This window comes from Porphyromonas gulae DSM 15663, assembly GCF_000378065.1.
GTDB classification, from domain to species: domain Bacteria; phylum Bacteroidota; class Bacteroidia; order Bacteroidales; family Porphyromonadaceae; genus Porphyromonas; species Porphyromonas gulae.
The window spans coordinates 73836-91964 of the sequence record NZ_KB899150.1 but is presented as its reverse complement, the minus strand read 5'-3'; the positions used below and the strand labels follow the sequence as shown (position 1 = coordinate 91964).

Genomic DNA, 18129 nt, shown 5'->3' with positions numbered 1-18129 from the left:
TTACCATTTGAGTTTGAGGTTGTCGATCTTCTTAGCCAGTAAGAGGTCTTCCTGCTCAAGGTAGAAAGAGAGCATACGTCCTCCGTTTTTTTCGTAGAGGGTAACTTCGAGTTCCTTATCCTCTGAGAGAGCGAGTTGCTCAAGAGCAAAGACGGTACGTTCACTATCTTCGGCACGCACCTGCATCACTTGATGGTATGCTCGCAAGGGTTGCAGAACTCGCTCCTGAATAGCAGTACACTTGGCAACCTTCTTATCCACCACCTTGAAAGAGAGGTCTATAGGTCAAATTGCAGGCTGTTATTTTAGGTGTAGGTTGGGCTATCATCGTCTGGCGGTCTTCCGATTGTGATAACTTTCCTTCCGATTAGACTCGGTACCGGCAGAAGTTTTTCCTTCCATTTGTAACAAATGGGGCCTTTTTGCATCTTCATATATACAGGGGCATTCTTGCGGATGCCTGCCCTCTACACAAGAGAACGGACTGAGTACGACGTGAATACTATCGCTTTCAAGGAGATTTTTCTTCCGATTCGCCCCTCCATTCGGGCTGTTTGCCACGCGTTTTTGCGCGACGGGGAGGAGGCTGAGGATGCCACCCAAGAGGTCTATCTGCGTTTGTGGGAAGCACGAATGCGGCTGGACGGACTGGACAATCCGAGGGCATATGCCATCCGAATAGCTCGGAACTACTGCCTGAGCCTGATACGAAAGGCAAGCAACAGCCCTTATCCGACTTCCTTGGAGGCTGCCGAGGTGCAGGAATTGTCCGAGGCTCACGGTGGTGAGGCCGATCTACTGCTCTCGGAGCAAATCGGGAGGCTACGGCAGTGGTTGAGGGGTGTGTCCGAATTGCATCGAACGGTCTTTGCCATGAGCCACTTCCGGCGGCTTTCGAATGGCGAGATTGCCGAGCGGTTGGGTCTGACGGAGGGCAATGTGAGGGTGATACTGTGCAGACTGCGTAGAGAAGCTAAGGAGGTGATGAAAGATGATGCGTGAAGAGAGAAATAAAATCGGCTGGCTACTGGAAAGTTTTTATGCCGGTACCACTTCTCCGGAGGAGGAGTTGGAGCTGTATTGCTTGCTGGAGGGATTGCCCGATCCGGCTCCCTACGATTCGGACTTGCAGCTTTTGCGAGCATTGATCGGTCTTCCTGAGCGTGAGACGGCCATGGAGGATGATTCGGATAAGGCTCTCTTGGAAAAGATAGCGAGTTGGGAAGATCGTGTCCGGCATCCTTCAAGGCGGTTATCGCTTCGGTGGGTACGCTACGGGGCTGTAGCCTGTGTGGCTTTGGCACTGGCCATAGGCGTGGCGGTGGAGCTGAATACGGTGGGGCAGCTTTCGTCCAACAGGAACGGGATCGCTCTCGATCGGGACGAAGCCGTTAGGGAAACGGCCTATGCCATGGAGCTATTGGAGTATTGTCTCGATCGCGGGGCTGATGCGGAAGGGGAGTTTGTGGAGATGCTCGGATGGGAAGAGGAAGCCTTGTACACGGAGACAGCTATGTCCGAAGAGGAATATGATAGAAACACAATAGAATAAAAAAGGAGAATAGAGATGAAAGCAAAAATGATCGTAGCCCTGATCGTGGCTGTATGTATGCTGTCCCCGATAGCCAATGCCCAGCGTATAAAAGTGGAAGAACTCAGGAAAGATAACGGCATCGAATCCGTCTATCTCTCCAAGTCGATGCTCAAAATGGCTTCGAAGTACCTGAAACGGAAGACGGATATTAGCATCAATATGTCGTTGCTGGATGGGATGTACATTTTTTCGACCGATATGAATCGCTCTTCGTCCGCGGCTCTGATTCGCAGGACCTTTTCACCGATTATGAGTGGAAGCCGTAAGGACTATGAGGAGCTGATGTCTGTACAGGATGGCAGCGAGCGAATCGGTCTCTATGCCGAGAAGAGCAAGAAGAATACGTTTCGGACACTTGTCCTGTACACGGAGGACACGGAGGAAATACGTGCACTCGTCATGGAAGGGACATTCACGCGAGAGCAGCTCAATCAAATGATTTATCCCAATGGCCGTTCGCGTTATTTCCGCAAGGAGTGGAACGTTTTGAAGCCTGACAACTCGGAGGCTATGCGAAAATATCGCAAGCAAAAGGAGAAATACTACCAAGAGTATCTCAAGGCTCAGAAAAAGCAAAATCAAGAATGGCGCAAGGAACGGGAAAAGTTCCGCCAAGAGATGGAGAAAGCTCGCAAACAATACCGCGAAGAAATGAAAAAGGCCCGGGAAGAACTCCGAAAGGCAGGAGCAGAATCCTATCTGATTTTTCCCGATTCTACCTGGAAGATAGATATGGCCGATCTGGATTGAGCTTTTTCGTTTCAGGGAAACAAGCATCGGTGTCGGATAAATGCGTACTTTTGCCTACGGTTACAGCAGCCTGCTGAGAGCTGCAATGCCGCTTGTATCAAACTATATTAGTAAACGACCTGATGAGAACAATCCTGCACTCCGATTCCCAACTTGTCCTCTGTCCAAGGACTATGACTAACTATGGCCATATCTTTTGTTTATACCTGTGTCATATACCGGATTGAATGAGATATGCAGCTATGGAATGAGGCGGAATAAAGAATAGATACCGTCTCCCCAAAATATAAGGCACCCACACGGTTCGGCTACGAATCATGTGGGTGCCTCTGTTTTATAGCCCAGTGAAAAGGCCTTTTTCGGCCTTCGATTTATATAGAAATGAGTTTCGATCTATATATAAATTGAAAACGATTTATATACAAATCGAAAACGATCTATATATTTATCGAAAACGATTTGTATATAGATCGTTATCCTATCTCTCAAAAGCCCTGTTTCGATCCGAAAAAGTCCACCTCCACACCTTTTGGCCTTCAAAATCCACTTCTTATTAACCTCTTATTTGGAATCATTCCAAACTCATCTTCGTTGTTGAAAACTTTTTTGGCGCGTGTTTTTAGTGCAAGTGTTACGCTAAGGAGAAGGTAGTTTCTTTATTTATCATCAGAGTCGAGAACAGGCTATTCGGCTACTTGGATTTCTCTTTTTTATCATCGGTGCCATATTTTGCCCTTTTTAGGCCGAATATCCCCTTCAAGGCTATTGAGGTAGTGAGAGGTCATCGAAAATTTTTAGAAGCCTTCTGAGCCATGTTTTTTAAGCCACTTAATTTGTTGATACCGCCATTTTGTCAGTTTAGAGGATCCATCTTTATTGCGTTACATTTGTGCAGTCACAAATGGGGATAAATTACACTTCGAAACTCGTTTTCAGTTTACAATCTTGATTCGGTCAGGATGTAATCAAATTGAACCGATCTTAATATACATGTGTATTGCAGCGATTTACACTTGAAAACAAACCGAGCTATACAGCTTTATACACCTTTATATTAAATGTATAATACAATAGTTATCAGGTTATTATATTATATTATATGAAGTATTTGTATCGAAATAGAGTGGGGGAGTGGCGTTGTTGATTCTTAATGGCCTTATAAGTTCTAATGTGATATATTATATTACTTATAACCATTATATTATAGGATAAATCTAAACTGATGGTAGATGTTGATAACTCCAAGCTTATTGACAATCCAAGTGTAATCGCACAAATGTGCGATACATTTGTAATTAGTTTGGGTTGTACATTGCTGTTACCCCGTTTGTGGATGTAAATTCGAATTTGTAAATTTGCTTCTGTGGATATGATTTGCTCAAAAAGGTGACAAAAAGACAGTATTATGATCGATGCAGATGCAATTAAGATGCGTATTCTTTCCATGATGGAGCAGTTGGGAATGACTCCTTCTGCTTTCGCTGATCAAGCCGGAATTTCCCGTTCCGCTCTGACGCACATTACCTCCGGCAGAAATAAAGTGACCTTGGACATGATCAACAAGATCGTGCAGGGATTCGATGAATGGAGTGCGGAGTGGATTATCTTTGGCAAAGGGCCTCAACAATCGGATAAAATGCCTTTTGAGAATGATCTTTTCTCTTATTCTTCCATGCCGGAGCAGGAGTTGCATACAAGGACTAAAGATAATTCTGGCATACAGAGCTCATCGGGCAGACCGGAGCCGGAAATCAAGATCGTTCAAATGCCTGCGAAGCAAATCGAGAGAATTACGGTTTTCTATTCGGATGGCAGCTATCAAGAGTTTCGCTCAAACAAAGAGTAAGCCTCTCTTTTTTCGTAATTTTGCACTCGAATACTGCAACTCGGTTTCTCGATGAAATACAACCATAAACTGCGTGTAGCAGCCAATACGAAGCTAAACGACAGCTATTTCCTTCTTACACTTGTACCGGAGCATAATGAAGCCCGATTATCTCTGCCGGAAATAAAACCCGGACAGTTTGTTCAGGTACTGACTGATGCCCAAGGGGCTTTTTTGCGTCGGCCTATCTCTGTTTGTGATGTCGATTACGAACGGCAGGAACTATTGCTTCTGGTTCAAAAAGCAGGCAAGGGCACACATGCTTTAGCTTTATTGCAAGTATCCGATTCGTTGGATCTTTTATATCCGCTTGGACAGGGCTTTACGCTTAACGATCAGCCGGATGGAGAGTACCGTCCTCTTCTCGTGGGTGGCGGTGTAGGCACGGCTCCTATGCTCTATTTGGCCCGTTGTATCAGAGAGATGGGGATCGTGCCGGATGTTCTGCTTGGTGCGCGTTCTGCCGATCTGATCGTTATGCAGGACAGATTTTCCCGCTTTGCCAACCTGCATTGCACCACAGAGGACGGTTCGTTGGGGGTGAAGGGCTTTGTCACGAACCACCCGACCCTTCGGGAAGCTGATTTTTCTCATATATATGTGTGTGGCCCAAAAGCAATGATGGTGGCTGTAGCATCCCTGGCACGTCAACGAAATGTCCCGTGTGAGGTCTCTCTGGAGAATACCATGGCTTGTGGTATCGGGGCTTGTTTGTGTTGTGTGGAAAATACAAAAGAAGGCAATCTTTGCGTCTGTACGGAAGGACCGGTCTTCAATACAGATAGATTACAATGGTTCGAACAGAAGTAGAAATCGGTAGGGGATTAACTATTAAAAATCCCGTAATGACTGCCAGCGGCACCTATGGCTATGGTACCGAATACAAAGATTTTATCGATATAGACCGGTTGGGTGCCATAGTTGTCAAAGGAACCACGCTCCATCATCGGGAAGGGAATGCGTATCCACGCATGGCCGAGACTCCATCGGGGATGCTGAATGCCGTGGGCTTGCAAAATAAGGGTGTTCACTACTTTGTAGAGCATATATATCCGGTTATCAAGGATTATCGGACGGAGATGATCGTCAATGTAAGTGGCTCCACCTTGGACGATTATGCAGAGACTTCCCGAATAATAAATGAGCTGGAGCATATCCGGGCTATAGAATTGAATATATCTTGTCCCAATGTCAAGCAGGGAGGTATGGCTTATGGCGTTACCTGCGAGGGGGCGGCGTCCGTCGTTAAAGCTGTGCGCCGAGCTTATGACAAGACATTGATCGTAAAACTTTCTCCCAATGTGACTGACATCACAGAGATAGCTCGTGCGGTAGAGGCTGAGGGTGCCGATGCCATTTCGATGGTCAATACGTTTCTTGGTATGGCTATTGATGCGGAAAAACGCCGTCCCATCCTTTCGACCATTACAGGAGGCCTTTCCGGGCCATGTATCAAGCCCATTGCTCTACGTATGGTATGGCAAACCGCCAAGGTGGTACAAGTGCCTATAATCGGTATGGGAGGGATCGCATCTGCGGCTGATGCCATCGAGTTTTTATTGGCCGGAGCCACGGCTGTGCAGGTGGGCTGCTACAACTTCGTAGATCCTGCTGCAGCTTCTCATATAGTCGATGCCATAGAGGATTATCTCCGAAGGCATGGAATCAGTGATGTAAAAGAGCTGATCGGCTCACTCGTAATTGAACATAATTAGAAGGCGTGCAAGGCAATCAATAATCTGTATTATGTTTACTTGTATGTATGTTTATCCTTTGAATGAACTCTTTATGAAACAGCTAATCCCCGACTAATGCTTAGCCATAAGCCTCGGCTCTACTGTTATTTTTGCAACTCCCAAATTGGCACTATCTTTGGTGCGCAATTATATCAACCGAAATAAGTTGATACATACAGATTTGTCACGAAAAGAGAAGGAAATAGAATTCTCAACAAAATAAAAAACAGAAAAAACCATGAATAAAGCGATTTCGGCTGAAAAGTTGTCCGCCTTGTTTAAGGACGGTATGACTATCATGGTGGGTGGCTTTTTAGCGAATGGTACCCCCGAAAGGATTATCGACGAACTAGTAAAGAGCGGTGTCAAGGATCTCACCCTTATTGCCAACGACACGTCCTATCCGGATCGTGGTTGTGGTCGGCTCATTGCAAACCATCAGGTGAAGAAGTTGATAGCTTCTCACATCGGTACGAACCCCATGACCGGTGATCAAATGAATACAGGCGAGTTGATAATCGAATTTAGTCCTCAGGGCACTCTTGCAGAGAGAGTACGAGCAGGAGGAGCCGGCTTGGGAGGAGTATTGACTCCTACAGGGCTTGGGACTGTAATCGAAGAAGGCAAACAGAAGATCGAGATTGATGGCGAGGTTTTTTTGCTCGAAAAACCTATCCGTGCTGACTTTGCCTTTATTAAAGGAAGCGTTGGCGATGAATTCGGGAATCTCATCTATAAAGGTACAACACAGAACTTCCAGCCGCTGATGGCTATGGCAGCAGACTGTGTAGTAGCAGAAATCGAAGAAATCCGCCCTACCGGACAGATCCCCATGGAACAAATCCACACCAGTGGCATATTCGTGGATTATATCCTTCAATAAGCAGTAATCTCTGCTCACAGACCAATCAACTACTCACAATAACTCCAATACGACTATGACAAAGACATCAATGATCCGTCTTCGGATGAGTGCACATGATGCTCATTACGGAGGTAACTTAGTAGATGGGGCTCGCATGCTCCAGCTCTTCGGAGACGTTGCCACAGAACTCCTTATCATGCAAGACGGTGATGAAGGCCTCTTCTGTGCTTATGACAATGTGGAATTTTTGGCTCCGGTATTTGCAGGAGACTATATAGAGGCTGTAGGCGAAATCACTCATGTGGGAAATACCAGTCGAAAGATGAAATTCGAAGCCCGTAAGGTGATTCGTCCTCGTACTGATATTTCGGATTCGGCAGCAGATGTACTTGACGAACCTATAGTGGTATGCCGTGCTACGGGCACATGTGTAGTGCCGGCTAACTGTCAGCGCAACAAATAAGTAAAACCATTATACCGACTGTAATTATGGAAAAATTGATCATTACGGCAGCCATCTGCGGTGCAGAGGTTCTGAAAGAGCATAATCCGGCCGTTCCCTATACGGTAGAAGAGTGTGTACGTGAAGCCAAATCGGCCTATGATGCAGGTGCCAGCATCATTCATCTCCATGTGAGATACGATGATGGTACCCCTACTCAAGATAAAAATCGCTTCAAACAAGTCATGGATGCCATCAAGGCAGTATGTCCCGATGTAATCATCCAGCCTTCGACGGGAGGTGCTGTGGGCATGACGAATGATGAACGTCTGCAACCGACAGAGCTTTCTCCCGAAATGGCCACTTTGGATTGTGGCACCCTTAACTTCGGTGGTGATGAAGTGTTCACCAATACGGAAAACACGATCAAATATTTCGGGGAGAAAATGATCGAGCGTGGTATCAAACCCGAACTCGAAGTCTTCGACAAGAGTATGATCGACATGGCTCTTCGTCTTCACCGCAAAGGTTATATCCAATCCCCTATGCACTTCGACTTCGTAATGGGTGTAAATGGCGGTATCAGCGGAGAAATGCGTGATTTCGTTTTCCTTCGCGAAAGTATCCCCGCAGATGCCACATATACTGTAGCAGGTGTGGGACGCTATGAATTTCCCCTCGCAGCATTGGCTATCATTGATGGAGGACATGTGCGTGTAGGTTTCGAAGACAATGTATATATATCCAAAGGAGTTTTAGCTCGCTCTAATGGAGAATTGGTAGAAAAAGTGGTACGTATGGCCAAGGAAATGGGTCGTGAGATAGCCACTCCGGCAGAAGCCCGTCGGATATTGGGGCTTAGCAAATAAAGGCTCTAAAACTCACAAAATTCACTCAATACGTTTCGACAATGCAAAAGAAAGGAAACAAATACGGCACACACCGTGTATTAGCCCCTCAGGGCGTTCTACCTCAGCCCGCTGAAAAAGTGGACAACAACATGGATGAAATCTACGACAATGAGATTCTCATCGATGTTAAGACTTTGAATATAGACTCTGCAAGTTTCACGCAGATCCATGAACAGGCCGGTGGAGATAAGGCCAAAATCGCCGAAATCATGCTTGGCATTGTAGCCAAACAAGGTAAACATCGCAACCCTGTAACAGGCTCAGGCGGGATGCTTCTCGGTGTAGTTGAAAAGATCGGCGATGCTCTCAAAGACAAAATCGACTTGAAGGTAGGCGATAAGATTGCCACGCTCGTGTCGCTTTCTCTAACGCCGCTCCGCATCGACAAAATCAAGGAAATTCGTCCGGATGTAGATCAAGTGGACATCGAAGGAAAGGCTATTCTCTTCGAAAGCGGTATCTATGCGAAGATTCCTAACGATTTGCCTGAAAAGTTGGCTCTGTCGGCTCTTGATGTGGCAGGTGCTCCTGCTCAGACAGCCAAATTGGTGAAGCCGGGAGATACGGTACTTATTATCGGCGCAGGTGGCAAGAGCGGTATGCTCTGCTGCTACGAAGCCAAGAAACGTGCCGGTGTAACCGGTAAGGTAATCGGTCTTTGCCACTCACAGAAGAGTACGGATCGCTTGAAAGCTCTCGGTTTCTGTGATCATGTATTCTCTGCCGATGCAACGAAGCCGGTACCCGTAATGGAAGAGATCGAAAAGCTTACGAACGGAGAGATGTGTGATGTTACGATCAACAACGTAAACATCACCGATACGGAAATGACGAGCATCCTCTGTACGAAGAATGATGGTATCGTCTATTTCTTCTCTATGGCTACAAGCTTCACCAAAGCCGCTTTGGGGGCTGAGGGCGTAGGCAGTGACGTGACTATGATCGTTGGTAATGGCTATACTAAGGGTCATGCCGAAATCACACTGCAGGAGCTTCGGGAATGTGAGGCTTTGCGTAAAGTTTTCACAGAATTGTACGCTTAATTCGTAAGAAATAAGCTGCTACGGAGAGATGATAAGCCGGTTCGGAATCATTGTCTCCGTAGTATTCTTTTTTAGATAATCAGCCAAAGCTCACAATAACCATGGCAGAAAGTCGTAGAAAGTATTATTTCCCTGATGTCACCGATGAGCAATGGAACGACTGGCATTGGCAGGTCCTCAATCGAATTGAGACGCTCGACCAGCTGAAAAAGTACGTTACACTCACCGCTGAAGAAGAAGAGGGAGTAAAAGAATCGCTCAAAGTGCTCCGAATGGCTATCACACCTTATTATTTGAGTTTGATAGACCCCGAGAATCCTAATTGTCCGATTCGTAAACAAGCTATTCCTACTCATCAGGAATTGGTACGTGCTCCTGAAGATCAGGTAGACCCACTTAGTGAAGATGAAGATTCGCCCGTACCCGGACTGACTCATCGTTATCCGGATCGTGTATTGTTCCTTATCACGGACAAATGCTCGATGTACTGTCGTCATTGTACTCGCCGTCGCTTCGCAGGACAGAAAGATGCTTCTTCTCCTTCTGAGCGTATCGATCGATGCATTGACTATATAGCCAATACACCGACAGTCCGCGATGTTTTGCTCTCGGGAGGCGATGCCCTCCTTGTCAGCGACGATCGCTTGGAATACATATTGAAGCGTCTGCGCGAAATACCTCATGTGGAGATCGTTCGTATAGGAAGCCGTACGCCGGTAGTCCTTCCTCAGCGCATAACGCCTCAATTGGTGGATATGCTCAAAAAGTATCATCCCGTGTGGCTGAACACCCACTTCAACCACCCGAATGAGATTACGGAAGAAGCTGTAGAGGCCTGTGAAAGAATGGCCAATGCAGGTATTCCGTTGGGTAACCAAACGGTTTTATTGCGTGGAATCAATGATTGTACGCATGTGATGAAGAGATTGGTGCATTTGCTTGTAAAGATGCGTGTACGTCCTTACTATATCTATGTATGCGATCTCTCGCTTGGTATAGGTCATTTCCGCACACCGGTATCCAAAGGCATCGAGATTATCGAGAACCTGCGTGGACACACCTCGGGCTATGCTGTCCCCACCTTTGTGGTAGACGCTCCGGGGGGTGGTGGTAAGATACCTGTAATGCCGAACTATGTTGTATCTCAGTCCCCACGACATGTGGTTCTTCGCAACTATGAAGGTGTTATCACGACCTATACGGAACCGGAGAATTATCATGAGGAGTGTGATTGTGAGGACTGTCGAGCCGGTAAGCATAAAGAGGGTGTAGCCGCACTTTCCGGAGGCCAGCAGTTGGCTATCGAGCCTTCCGACTTAGCTCGCAAAAAACGCAAGTTCGATAAGAACTAATTGATTGAAAATAAGCTCCCTCCCCTTTGCAAAGCCATTGGGGAGAGAGCTTGCTTAAAGAGAGAAAGAGAGAAAAAAATTGCCTTTTGTAGAAAAGATCATGCAGAGCCGGAGCATATCCATTTTCGGAATGGAGAAGAACACCGGCAAAACGGAAACGCTCAACTATATCATCAGGCGACTCGATGCCTATCGGCATAGGGTTGCCCTTACTTCTATAGGCATAGATGGAGAAAAGAGTGACCAGGTAACTCAGACGGCCAAGCCGGAAATAGTGGTGCCTAAAGGGATGATATTCGTTACCTCCGAGTTGCATTATCTACAGAAAGAAGTGATTGCAGAGATTATTGATGTCAGCGAAGATCGGACTGCATTGGGACGGCTCATCACGGCCTGCTCTTTGGAACCCGGTAAGATATTGCTCTCAGGGCCTTCCACGACGGGTGGGTTAAGAAAAATGATAACTACCCTATCGAATTCCGGAGTGCAAACTACTATTGTAGATGGAGCTCTTTCTCGCAAGTGTCTGGCATCTCCTGTCGTTACCGATGCTATGATTTTAGCTACCGGAGCTGCTTTGTCCATCAATATACCTCAGTTGGTCCGTAAAACGGCTGCCGTGTATCGATTGATCTCTTTACCTACAGTGGAAGCCGAATTGGCAGAGAGATTAGACCCCATCGAACAAGGCATATGGGGGATAGATGAGTCGGGCAACGTTCACGACTTGGGGATTCGTTCGGCACTGATGCTGAATGCATCTAACAGAAATGACCTGACTCGCTTCGGCAACAGAATTTATGTATCCGGAGCCGTTAGTGATAACTTATTGGAACAGCTTCGCCTCTCTGATGATAAAATCTGTCTCATTATCAGAGATTTTACACGTATGTTTGCTTTGCCGGAAGCAGTAGATCGTTTTCTACAGAGCAAACATGAGATCAAATCTCTGTATGGAGGTAAGCTATTGGCCGTGACAATCAATCCGGTAGCACCCAGCGGGTACAAGCTGAAATCCGAAGTGCTGCGCAGAGAAATGGAAAAAGCCCTCGGCATTCCGGTCTACGATGTAAGAGGGCTAAACTCGCTTGAATGTTGATGAAACTACGGGAACAGATCAATAGCATTAGCGGCCTTCGCTATGTAATAGATGAGTTGTGCATACATTCATCTGTAGGGCGGCGTTGTCTGTTGGAGCAAGAGTTTCTGACCGAGGCTTCCGATATTGAAGAGCTTCTTTCTCGTGTAGAAATAGCCATCTCATACCAAGCAGACCAACGAAAAGAAAGAGGTCTGGATGAGATCGCACACAAATTAATGCAGCTGCGTGACATCCAAGGAACGATATATTCTGTTTCACACCACGTAGTTTGCACGGATATTGATTTTTTCGAGATCAAATTCTTGGCAATTTTAAGTGAAGATATTCGGGATTTGATCCGTTTTTACAAGTTAGATGATCTCACCTCTCCCCTACCCGATTTGTCGCATATTGTTTCCGTTTTGGATCCGGAGGAAAAGAAAATTCCTCATTTCTATATATATGATGCATATTCGGAGACATTGAGAGAGTTGAGAGACAAGCTCAAAAAGGAAACAAACGAAGACGCCAAGATCGAAATTCGCAATGAAAGTTTGCAAGAAGAAGACATCGTCCGAAAGCAACTTTCTCGCCAGCTGTCTCCTTATGCTGCTGGATTGGCTACAACTCTGGAATTGTTGGGAGCGATAGACCTGTTATTAGCAAAGGTCAAGCTATTCCTTCAGCTTGGATGGAGCAAACCGGTTTCCGGTCATAGTGTTACGAACTATACGGGACTGGTACATCCACATGTTCTTAGCCTCCTGGAAGAAAAAGGAGAAAAATTCCAGCCGGTAGATATAGCCCTACCCTCTCTGCCAACCTTAATTACCGGTGCTAACATGGCAGGAAAAAGTGTGCTGCTGCAAGGAGTCGCATTAGCTCAGATCCTCTATCAATATGGCTTTTATGTGCCGGCACAAAAGGCAGAGATATGCCCTGTGGAAAAAGTGATGCTTTCGCTTGGAGATGCGCAAGATATTAGACAGGGGCTTTCCTCTTTCGGGGCGGAAATGATGTGTCTTTCGTCCATTGCCGATGAGGCCGGACAGGGAAAGCAACTACTCGTTTTAGTCGATGAACCTGCAAGGACAACGAATCCTGTAGAAGGACAAGCCATTGTCAGTGGGTTATTGGCTATATTGAGCAGGTATAAGATCCGATCTCTCGTCACTACACATTATGGCAGTATAGACATTCCATGTCGCCGCTTGAAAGTGCGTGGTTTTAGAGAAGACAAAGTGAACCTGCCTCTACAAGTAAACTCCCTCACCAAATGTGTGGACTATACGCTCGAAGAAGTGAGCGGAAACGATGTCCCACACGAAGCAATACGCATAGCAGAGATCCTTGGGGTTAATGAGGCTCTAATGACAGAATGTAAACAGTTTTTGAACAACACGAAATAGCATAAAGCAAGAATACATATCATAAGTATGCAAAAAAGTAAAGTCGGAATTGATTTCTCCAAGGTAGAATATGCCAGAAGCATTGCCGGAGAAATAGCCGGTAACGTACAGACATTCGTCGAACAATACACGACTGTAGCCGTGGAACGCACCCTCTGTCGCCTAATCGGGGTTGATGGAGTGGATGGCAATGCTGTTCCACTACCCAATGTATTGGTCGACCATCTGAAAGACCGGAATGTTTTGGGGCATGGTGCTCTGTTCTTTTTAGCAAATGGAATAGTTGCTACAGGGAAATCTCCTCAGGAAATTGCCGAAGGTGTGGCTGTCGGCGAAATAGATCTTACCTCTTATCCCTTCTGTCCTGCCAACGTCATTGCAGACACATTGGCACCGCTCATAACAGCAGGGATGCAAAAAATAGCTGCCAACAGAAAGAGAAGAGAGGACTATATCGAGACTCTCGGAGAAGGGCCAAGACCTTATCTATACGTTATTGTTGCTACCGGCAATATATATGAAGACGTCGTTCAAGCACAAGCAGCTGCTCGCCAAGGAGCCGATATTATTGCCGTAATACGTACTACGGGACAGAGTTTGCTCGACTATGTCCCTTACGGAGCTACGACAGAAGGATTCGGGGGAACTTTTGCTACACAGGAAAACTTCCGTATCATGCGAAAAGCCTTGGATGAGGTTGGAGAAGAGGTCGGTCGGTACATCAGGCTCTGCAACTATTGTTCGGGTCTTTGCATGCCGGAAATAGCCGTAATGGGAGCACTCGAAGGCTTGGACGTAATGCTCAATGATGCTCTCTATGGAATTCTTTTCCGAGACATCAATATGCAACGTACTCTGGTGGATCAGTACATGAGTCGTGTCATCAACGGATTTGCCGGTGTTATCATCAATACCGGCGAGGATAACTATCTGACCACAGCTGATGCCGTAGAAGAAGCACATACCGTACTTGCCTCGGATTTGATCAATGAGCAGCTGGCTCTTACAGCCGGATTGCCTTCAGAACAGATGGGGCTTGGACATGCATTTGAAATGGATCCCATGCTCGAAAATGGATTCCTTTTCGAGTTGGCCCAAGCACAAATGACCAGAGAAATTTTCCCCAAAGCTCCGCTTAAATACATGCCTCCTACGAAGTTCATGACCGGCAACATTTTCCGTGGTCATTTGCAGGATGCCCTTTTCAATATAATCGGTGTGTGGACCTCTCAGGGTATCCAGCTGCTCGGTATGCCTACCGAAGCTATCCATACTCCTTTTATGAGCGACCGCTATCTTTCGATCGAAAATGCCAAATATATTTTCTCCAATATGAAGAATATCGGATCGGAGGTTGAGTTCAAGGAGGGTGGTATCGTACAGAGCCGAGCACGTGAAGTGCTTGACAAGACCGTCAATTTGCTTGAAAGATTGAAGGAAGAAGGTCTCTTCTCTGCTTTGGAAAAAGGTATTTTTGGTGATGTAAAACGCCCGATGAACGGAGGAAAGGGTTTAAGCGGTGTTGCCAAGAAGGAAGCACACTACTACAACCCGACAATCGAGCTGATGAAAAACTTTAATATGAGTGGTAAGTTATGAGCGGTGGACTATATTCGACAGAAGGAAGAGATTTCGATCAGACATTAGATCTATCGCGCATCAAGCCCTATGGCGATACGATGAATGACGGTAAAGTGCAGCTTAGTTTTACCTTACCTGTTCCGGCTGGAGATGAAGCCATCGAAGCAGCCAAGCAGCTCATCAAGAAAATGGGGATGCAGAATCCTCAAGTAGTATTCTTCCGCGAACTGACAGAAGGTTTTACTTTTTTCAACTGTTATGGAAGCTGCGAACATACAGTAGACTATAGCTCTATCTATGTTCCGAAAGTAGAATCTACGAAATGGGATATGGCTGAAACAGACGACTTTATCCGTGAGAATATCGGCCGAAAGATAGTAGTGGTTGGAGCCAGTACAGGCACTGATGCCCATACGGTAGGCATTGATGCCATCATGAATATGAAAGGCTTTGCCGGTCATTATGGTTTGGAACGCTACGAAATGATCGAAGCATACAATCTTGGCAGTCAGGTTCCGAATGAAGAGTTTATTGCCAAGGGAATCGAGCTCAATGCTGATGCTCTTTTGGTATCTCAAACAGTAACACAGAAAGATGTGCATATCAAGAATCTGATAGAGCTGGTCGAACTCATGGAGGCAGAAGGTCTGAGAGATAAGATGATCTTGGCCTGTGGAGGGCCTCGTATCACTTATGAATTGGCCAAAGAGCTTGGCTATGATGCAGGATTCGGTGCCAATACATATGCGGATGATGTTGCTTCATTCATCGCTCAGGAGTTTCATAAGAGAATGAATAACAAATAGAAATCGATAAAATATTTTTCATCATGGAAAAAGATCAAATCAGAGAAGTGATCGCCAAGCGCGTTGCCCTCGAATTGAAAGATGGTGATGTGGTCAACCTCGGTATAGGTCTGCCGACGATGGTGCCCAATTACCTAAAACCCGGAGTACAAGTATATTTGCAGTCTGAAAATGGCATGATTGGGATGGGCCCTGCTCCGGAAACAGGCAAAGAAGATCCTTATCTGATCAATGCCGGGGGAGGTTCCATTACGGCTATTCCGGGTGCTGCCTCATTTGACAGTGCTACCTCATTTGCCATCATTCGTGGTGGACATGTGGATGTCAGTGTACTCGGAGCATTGCAAGTAGACGAAAATGGGGACTTGGCCAACTGGCTTATTCCCGGCAAGAAAGCACCCGGTATGGGAGGAGCCATGGATTTGCTGGTAGGAACTCGCAAGGTAATTTTGGCCATGGAGCATACAGCCAAGGGTAGCCCCAAAATCATGAAGAAATGCTCTTTGCCGCTTACGGCAAAAGGACAAGTAAACCTGATTATCACAGAAATGTGTGTGATCGAAGTGTGCCCGGAAAAAGGCCTTGTCGTAACAGAAATACATCCGGATTTTACAGCAGAACAAGTACAAGCTGCGACTGAAGCTTCATTGACTTTTGCTTCTGAGATCATCCCGATGCAACAATAAAAAGAGTTTTTAGTATCACTACAAACCAAATAAACTTCAAGAATTATGAACTTTTCTCAGACACCCCAAGAACAATTGTTTCTTGAGATGATCCGCAGTTTCGCCGAGAAAGAAGTAAAACCTCTGGCGGCAGAAATTGACGAGCAGGAACGTTTCCCCATCGAAACAGTAAAGAAGATGGGCGAAATCGGACTGATGGGCATCCCTTTCCCCGTTGAGTACGGTGGTGCCGGCGGTACAAACGTAATGTATTCGATGGCAGTGGAGGAACTAAGCCGTGTATGTGCTACCACTGGCGTGGTTCTTTCTGCACACACATCTTTGTGCGCAGCTCCCATCTACGAAAATGGAACAGAAGAACAAAAGATGAAGTATTTGCCGAAACTCTGTTCCGGCGAATGGATCGGTGCATTTGGACTTACCGAACCCAATGCAGGTACGGATGCTGCTGCTCAGCAAACTTTTGCTGAAGAGAAGGAAGATCATTTCATACTTAACGGTAACAAGATTTTTATCACCAATGCCGAATATGCTCACGTATATGTGGTATTTGCCATGACAGACAAGAGCCAGGGCACACGTGGTATCACAGCATTCATTGTTGAAAAAGGAACTCCCGGCTTCTCTATAGGAAAGAAAGAGCTGAAGATGGGTATCCGTGGTTCGGCTACATGCGAACTTATTTTTGAAAACTGCATCGTCCCCAAAGAGAATCTTCTCGGTCGCGTAGGCGGTGGCTTCAAAATCGCCATGAAAACCCTTGATGGCGGACGTATCGGTATCGCATCTCAGGCCCTCGGTATTGCACAGGGAGCCATGGACGAGACGGTGAAGTACACCAAAGAGCGTAAGCAATTCGGTCGCAGCATCGCTCAATTCCAGAACACACAATTCCAACTTGCCGACCTGCAATGCCGCATTCAGGCATCTCGTTTGTTGGTTCGTTTGGCAAGCTGGAAGAAGGATATGAAGATGCCTTATACGATGGAATCGGCTCAGGCCAAACTCTACTGCGCAGAAACGGCTATGGATATGACTACGAAAGCGGTTCAGTTCCACGGAGGATATGGCTATACTCGTGAGTATCCGGTAGAGCGTATGATGCGCGATGCTAAGATCACTGAGATTTACGAAGGTACCAGCGAAGTTCAACGCTTGGTAATCGCATCCAACTTATTAAAATAATCAAGCATTAGACTATGAATATCGTTGTTTGTATCAAACAGGTACCCGATACTACCGAAATCAAATTGGATCCTGTAAAAGGCACGCTCATTCGTGACGGTGTGCCCAGTATCATGAACCCCGATGACAAGGGAGCTTTGGAACAAGCTCTTCGCTTCAAGGACACCCACAATGCACACGTAACTGTGATCACGATGGGACCGCCACAGGCAGAAGCTATCCTGCGCGAAGCATATGCCATGGGTGCAGATCATGCCATCCTTGTCAGCGATCGTAAGTTCGGTGGAGCCGACACATTGGCCACGAGCTACACCCTCTCTCAAGCGTTGCGAAAGATAGATCATGACCTGATTATCGCTGGCCGTCAAGCTATCGACGGTGATACGGCTCAGGTAGGACCTCAGATTGCCGAGCAGCTTGATCTCCCACAGATCACATACGTGGAAGAAGCCACATTCGATGGCAAGCAAACTCTGACTGTTCGCAAGAGCACGGAAGAAGGACATGAGATTTTGGAAGTAGAGCTTCCTTGTATGCTTACCTTGTTGGCTACGGCTAATAAGCCTCGCTACATGCGCGTTCGTGGCATTATGGAAACCTTCGACAGACCCATTGAATGCTGGGGAGCAAGCGACATTGATGTCGATCCGGAAAGAATCGGTTTGGCCGGTTCTCCCACGAGCGTGAAGAAGTCATTCACCAAGGGAGCCAAGGCCATGGGAGCACTGCATGAAGATATCACTCCCGAAGAAGCTGCTGACATTATCTTCAACAAACTGAAAGAGAAATTCATCATCTGAACA

General features: G+C 46.4%; 18 protein-coding genes and 1 pseudogene. 18 read left to right on the top strand and 1 reads right to left on the bottom strand.

The features are described from left to right. A pseudogene (locus F452_RS0102260) lies at positions 1–276 on the bottom strand (DUF4138 domain-containing protein); the annotation flags it as partial. A gap of 180 nt (positions 277–456) precedes the next feature. Between F452_RS0102260 and F452_RS0102255 the strand changes: the two are divergent. From F452_RS0102255 to F452_RS0102170, 18 genes are all read left to right on the top strand, one after another. Further along, entirely contained in the window at positions 457–1002 is a 546-nt protein-coding gene (locus tag F452_RS0102255; RefSeq protein ID WP_244263761.1) for an RNA polymerase sigma factor, read from the top strand. Further along, positions 992–1552: a hypothetical protein gene (locus F452_RS0102250; protein ID WP_018964638.1), complete on the top strand. Its 561-nt coding sequence runs from the start codon at positions 992–994 to the stop codon at positions 1550–1552. Before F452_RS0102255 ends, F452_RS0102250 begins: the two co-directional genes overlap by 11 nt. A 15-nt stretch (positions 1553–1567) precedes the next feature. Then, the gene (locus F452_RS0102245; RefSeq protein ID WP_018964637.1) at positions 1568–2344 is read left to right on the top strand and encodes a DUF4252 domain-containing protein; all 777 of its coding nucleotides are present in this window, start codon (positions 1568–1570) and stop codon (positions 2342–2344) included. Between the two features lie 1405 nt (positions 2345–3749). Next, positions 3750–4190, top strand: coding sequence for a helix-turn-helix domain-containing protein (locus F452_RS0102240; RefSeq protein ID WP_018964636.1), 441 nt, complete (start codon positions 3750–3752; stop codon positions 4188–4190). 51 nt (positions 4191–4241) lie between these two features. Next, positions 4242–5039 (top strand): dihydroorotate dehydrogenase electron transfer subunit, encoded by a 798-nt coding sequence (locus F452_RS0102235; RefSeq protein ID WP_018964635.1) that lies wholly within the window; start codon positions 4242–4244, stop codon positions 5037–5039. Next, entirely contained in the window at positions 5021–5944 is a 924-nt protein-coding gene (locus F452_RS0102230) for a dihydroorotate dehydrogenase (RefSeq protein ID WP_026292116.1), read from the top strand. The genes F452_RS0102235 and F452_RS0102230 overlap by 19 nt, the downstream gene beginning before the upstream one ends. 259 nt (positions 5945–6203) lie before the next feature. Further along, a complete protein-coding gene (locus F452_RS0102225) occupies positions 6204–6848 on the top strand; it encodes a CoA transferase subunit A (RefSeq protein WP_018964633.1) in 645 nt (214 codons plus the stop codon). A gap of 55 nt (positions 6849–6903) precedes the next feature. Beyond that, positions 6904–7293, top strand: coding sequence for a 3-aminobutyryl-CoA ammonia lyase (gene kal, locus F452_RS0102220; protein WP_033317114.1), 390 nt, complete (start codon positions 6904–6906; stop codon positions 7291–7293). 26 nt (positions 7294–7319) lie between these two features. Then, on the top strand, positions 7320–8141 hold the full coding sequence (gene kce, locus F452_RS0102215; protein ID WP_018964631.1) for a 3-keto-5-aminohexanoate cleavage enzyme: 822 nt from the start codon (positions 7320–7322) through the stop codon (positions 8139–8141). A 41-nt stretch (positions 8142–8182) separates the two neighbouring features. After that, the gene (gene kdd, locus F452_RS0102210) at positions 8183–9226 is read left to right on the top strand and encodes an L-erythro-3,5-diaminohexanoate dehydrogenase (RefSeq protein ID WP_004584457.1); all 1044 of its coding nucleotides are present in this window, start codon (positions 8183–8185) and stop codon (positions 9224–9226) included. Between the two features lie 101 nt (positions 9227–9327). Next, positions 9328–10578, top strand: a complete 1251-nt coding sequence (gene kamA / locus F452_RS0102205; RefSeq protein ID WP_018964630.1) for a lysine 2,3-aminomutase — start codon at positions 9328–9330, stop codon at positions 10576–10578. A gap of 79 nt (positions 10579–10657) precedes the next feature. Beyond that, on the top strand, positions 10658–11677 hold the full coding sequence (kamB, locus tag F452_RS0102200) for a lysine 5,6-aminomutase reactivase subunit KamB (protein WP_455566604.1): 1020 nt from the start codon (positions 10658–10660) through the stop codon (positions 11675–11677). Next, positions 11677–13068, top strand: a complete 1392-nt coding sequence (gene kamC / locus F452_RS0102195) for a lysine 5,6-aminomutase reactivase ATPase KamC (RefSeq protein ID WP_033317119.1) — start codon at positions 11677–11679, stop codon at positions 13066–13068. The genes kamB and kamC overlap by 1 nt, the downstream gene beginning before the upstream one ends. A gap of 27 nt (positions 13069–13095) precedes the next feature. After that, on the top strand, positions 13096–14667 hold the full coding sequence (kamD, locus tag F452_RS0102190) for a lysine 5,6-aminomutase subunit alpha (RefSeq protein ID WP_018964627.1): 1572 nt from the start codon (positions 13096–13098) through the stop codon (positions 14665–14667). Then, a complete protein-coding gene (gene kamE / locus F452_RS0102185; protein ID WP_004584452.1) occupies positions 14664–15455 on the top strand; it encodes a lysine 5,6-aminomutase subunit beta in 792 nt (263 codons plus the stop codon). The genes kamD and kamE overlap by 4 nt, the downstream gene beginning before the upstream one ends. A 23-nt stretch (positions 15456–15478) precedes the next feature. Beyond that, on the top strand, positions 15479–16141 hold the full coding sequence (locus F452_RS0102180; RefSeq protein WP_018964626.1) for a 3-oxoacid CoA-transferase subunit B: 663 nt from the start codon (positions 15479–15481) through the stop codon (positions 16139–16141). Positions 16142–16186: 45 nt separating this feature from the next. Then, complete coding sequence (locus F452_RS0102175) at positions 16187–17326, top strand: acyl-CoA dehydrogenase (RefSeq protein WP_026292115.1); 1140 nt, start codon at positions 16187–16189, stop codon at positions 17324–17326. 14 nt (positions 17327–17340) lie between these two features. Further along, entirely contained in the window at positions 17341–18126 is a 786-nt protein-coding gene (locus F452_RS0102170; protein WP_018964624.1) for an electron transfer flavoprotein subunit beta/FixA family protein, read from the top strand. The last annotated feature ends 3 nt before the right edge of the window (positions 18127–18129 follow it).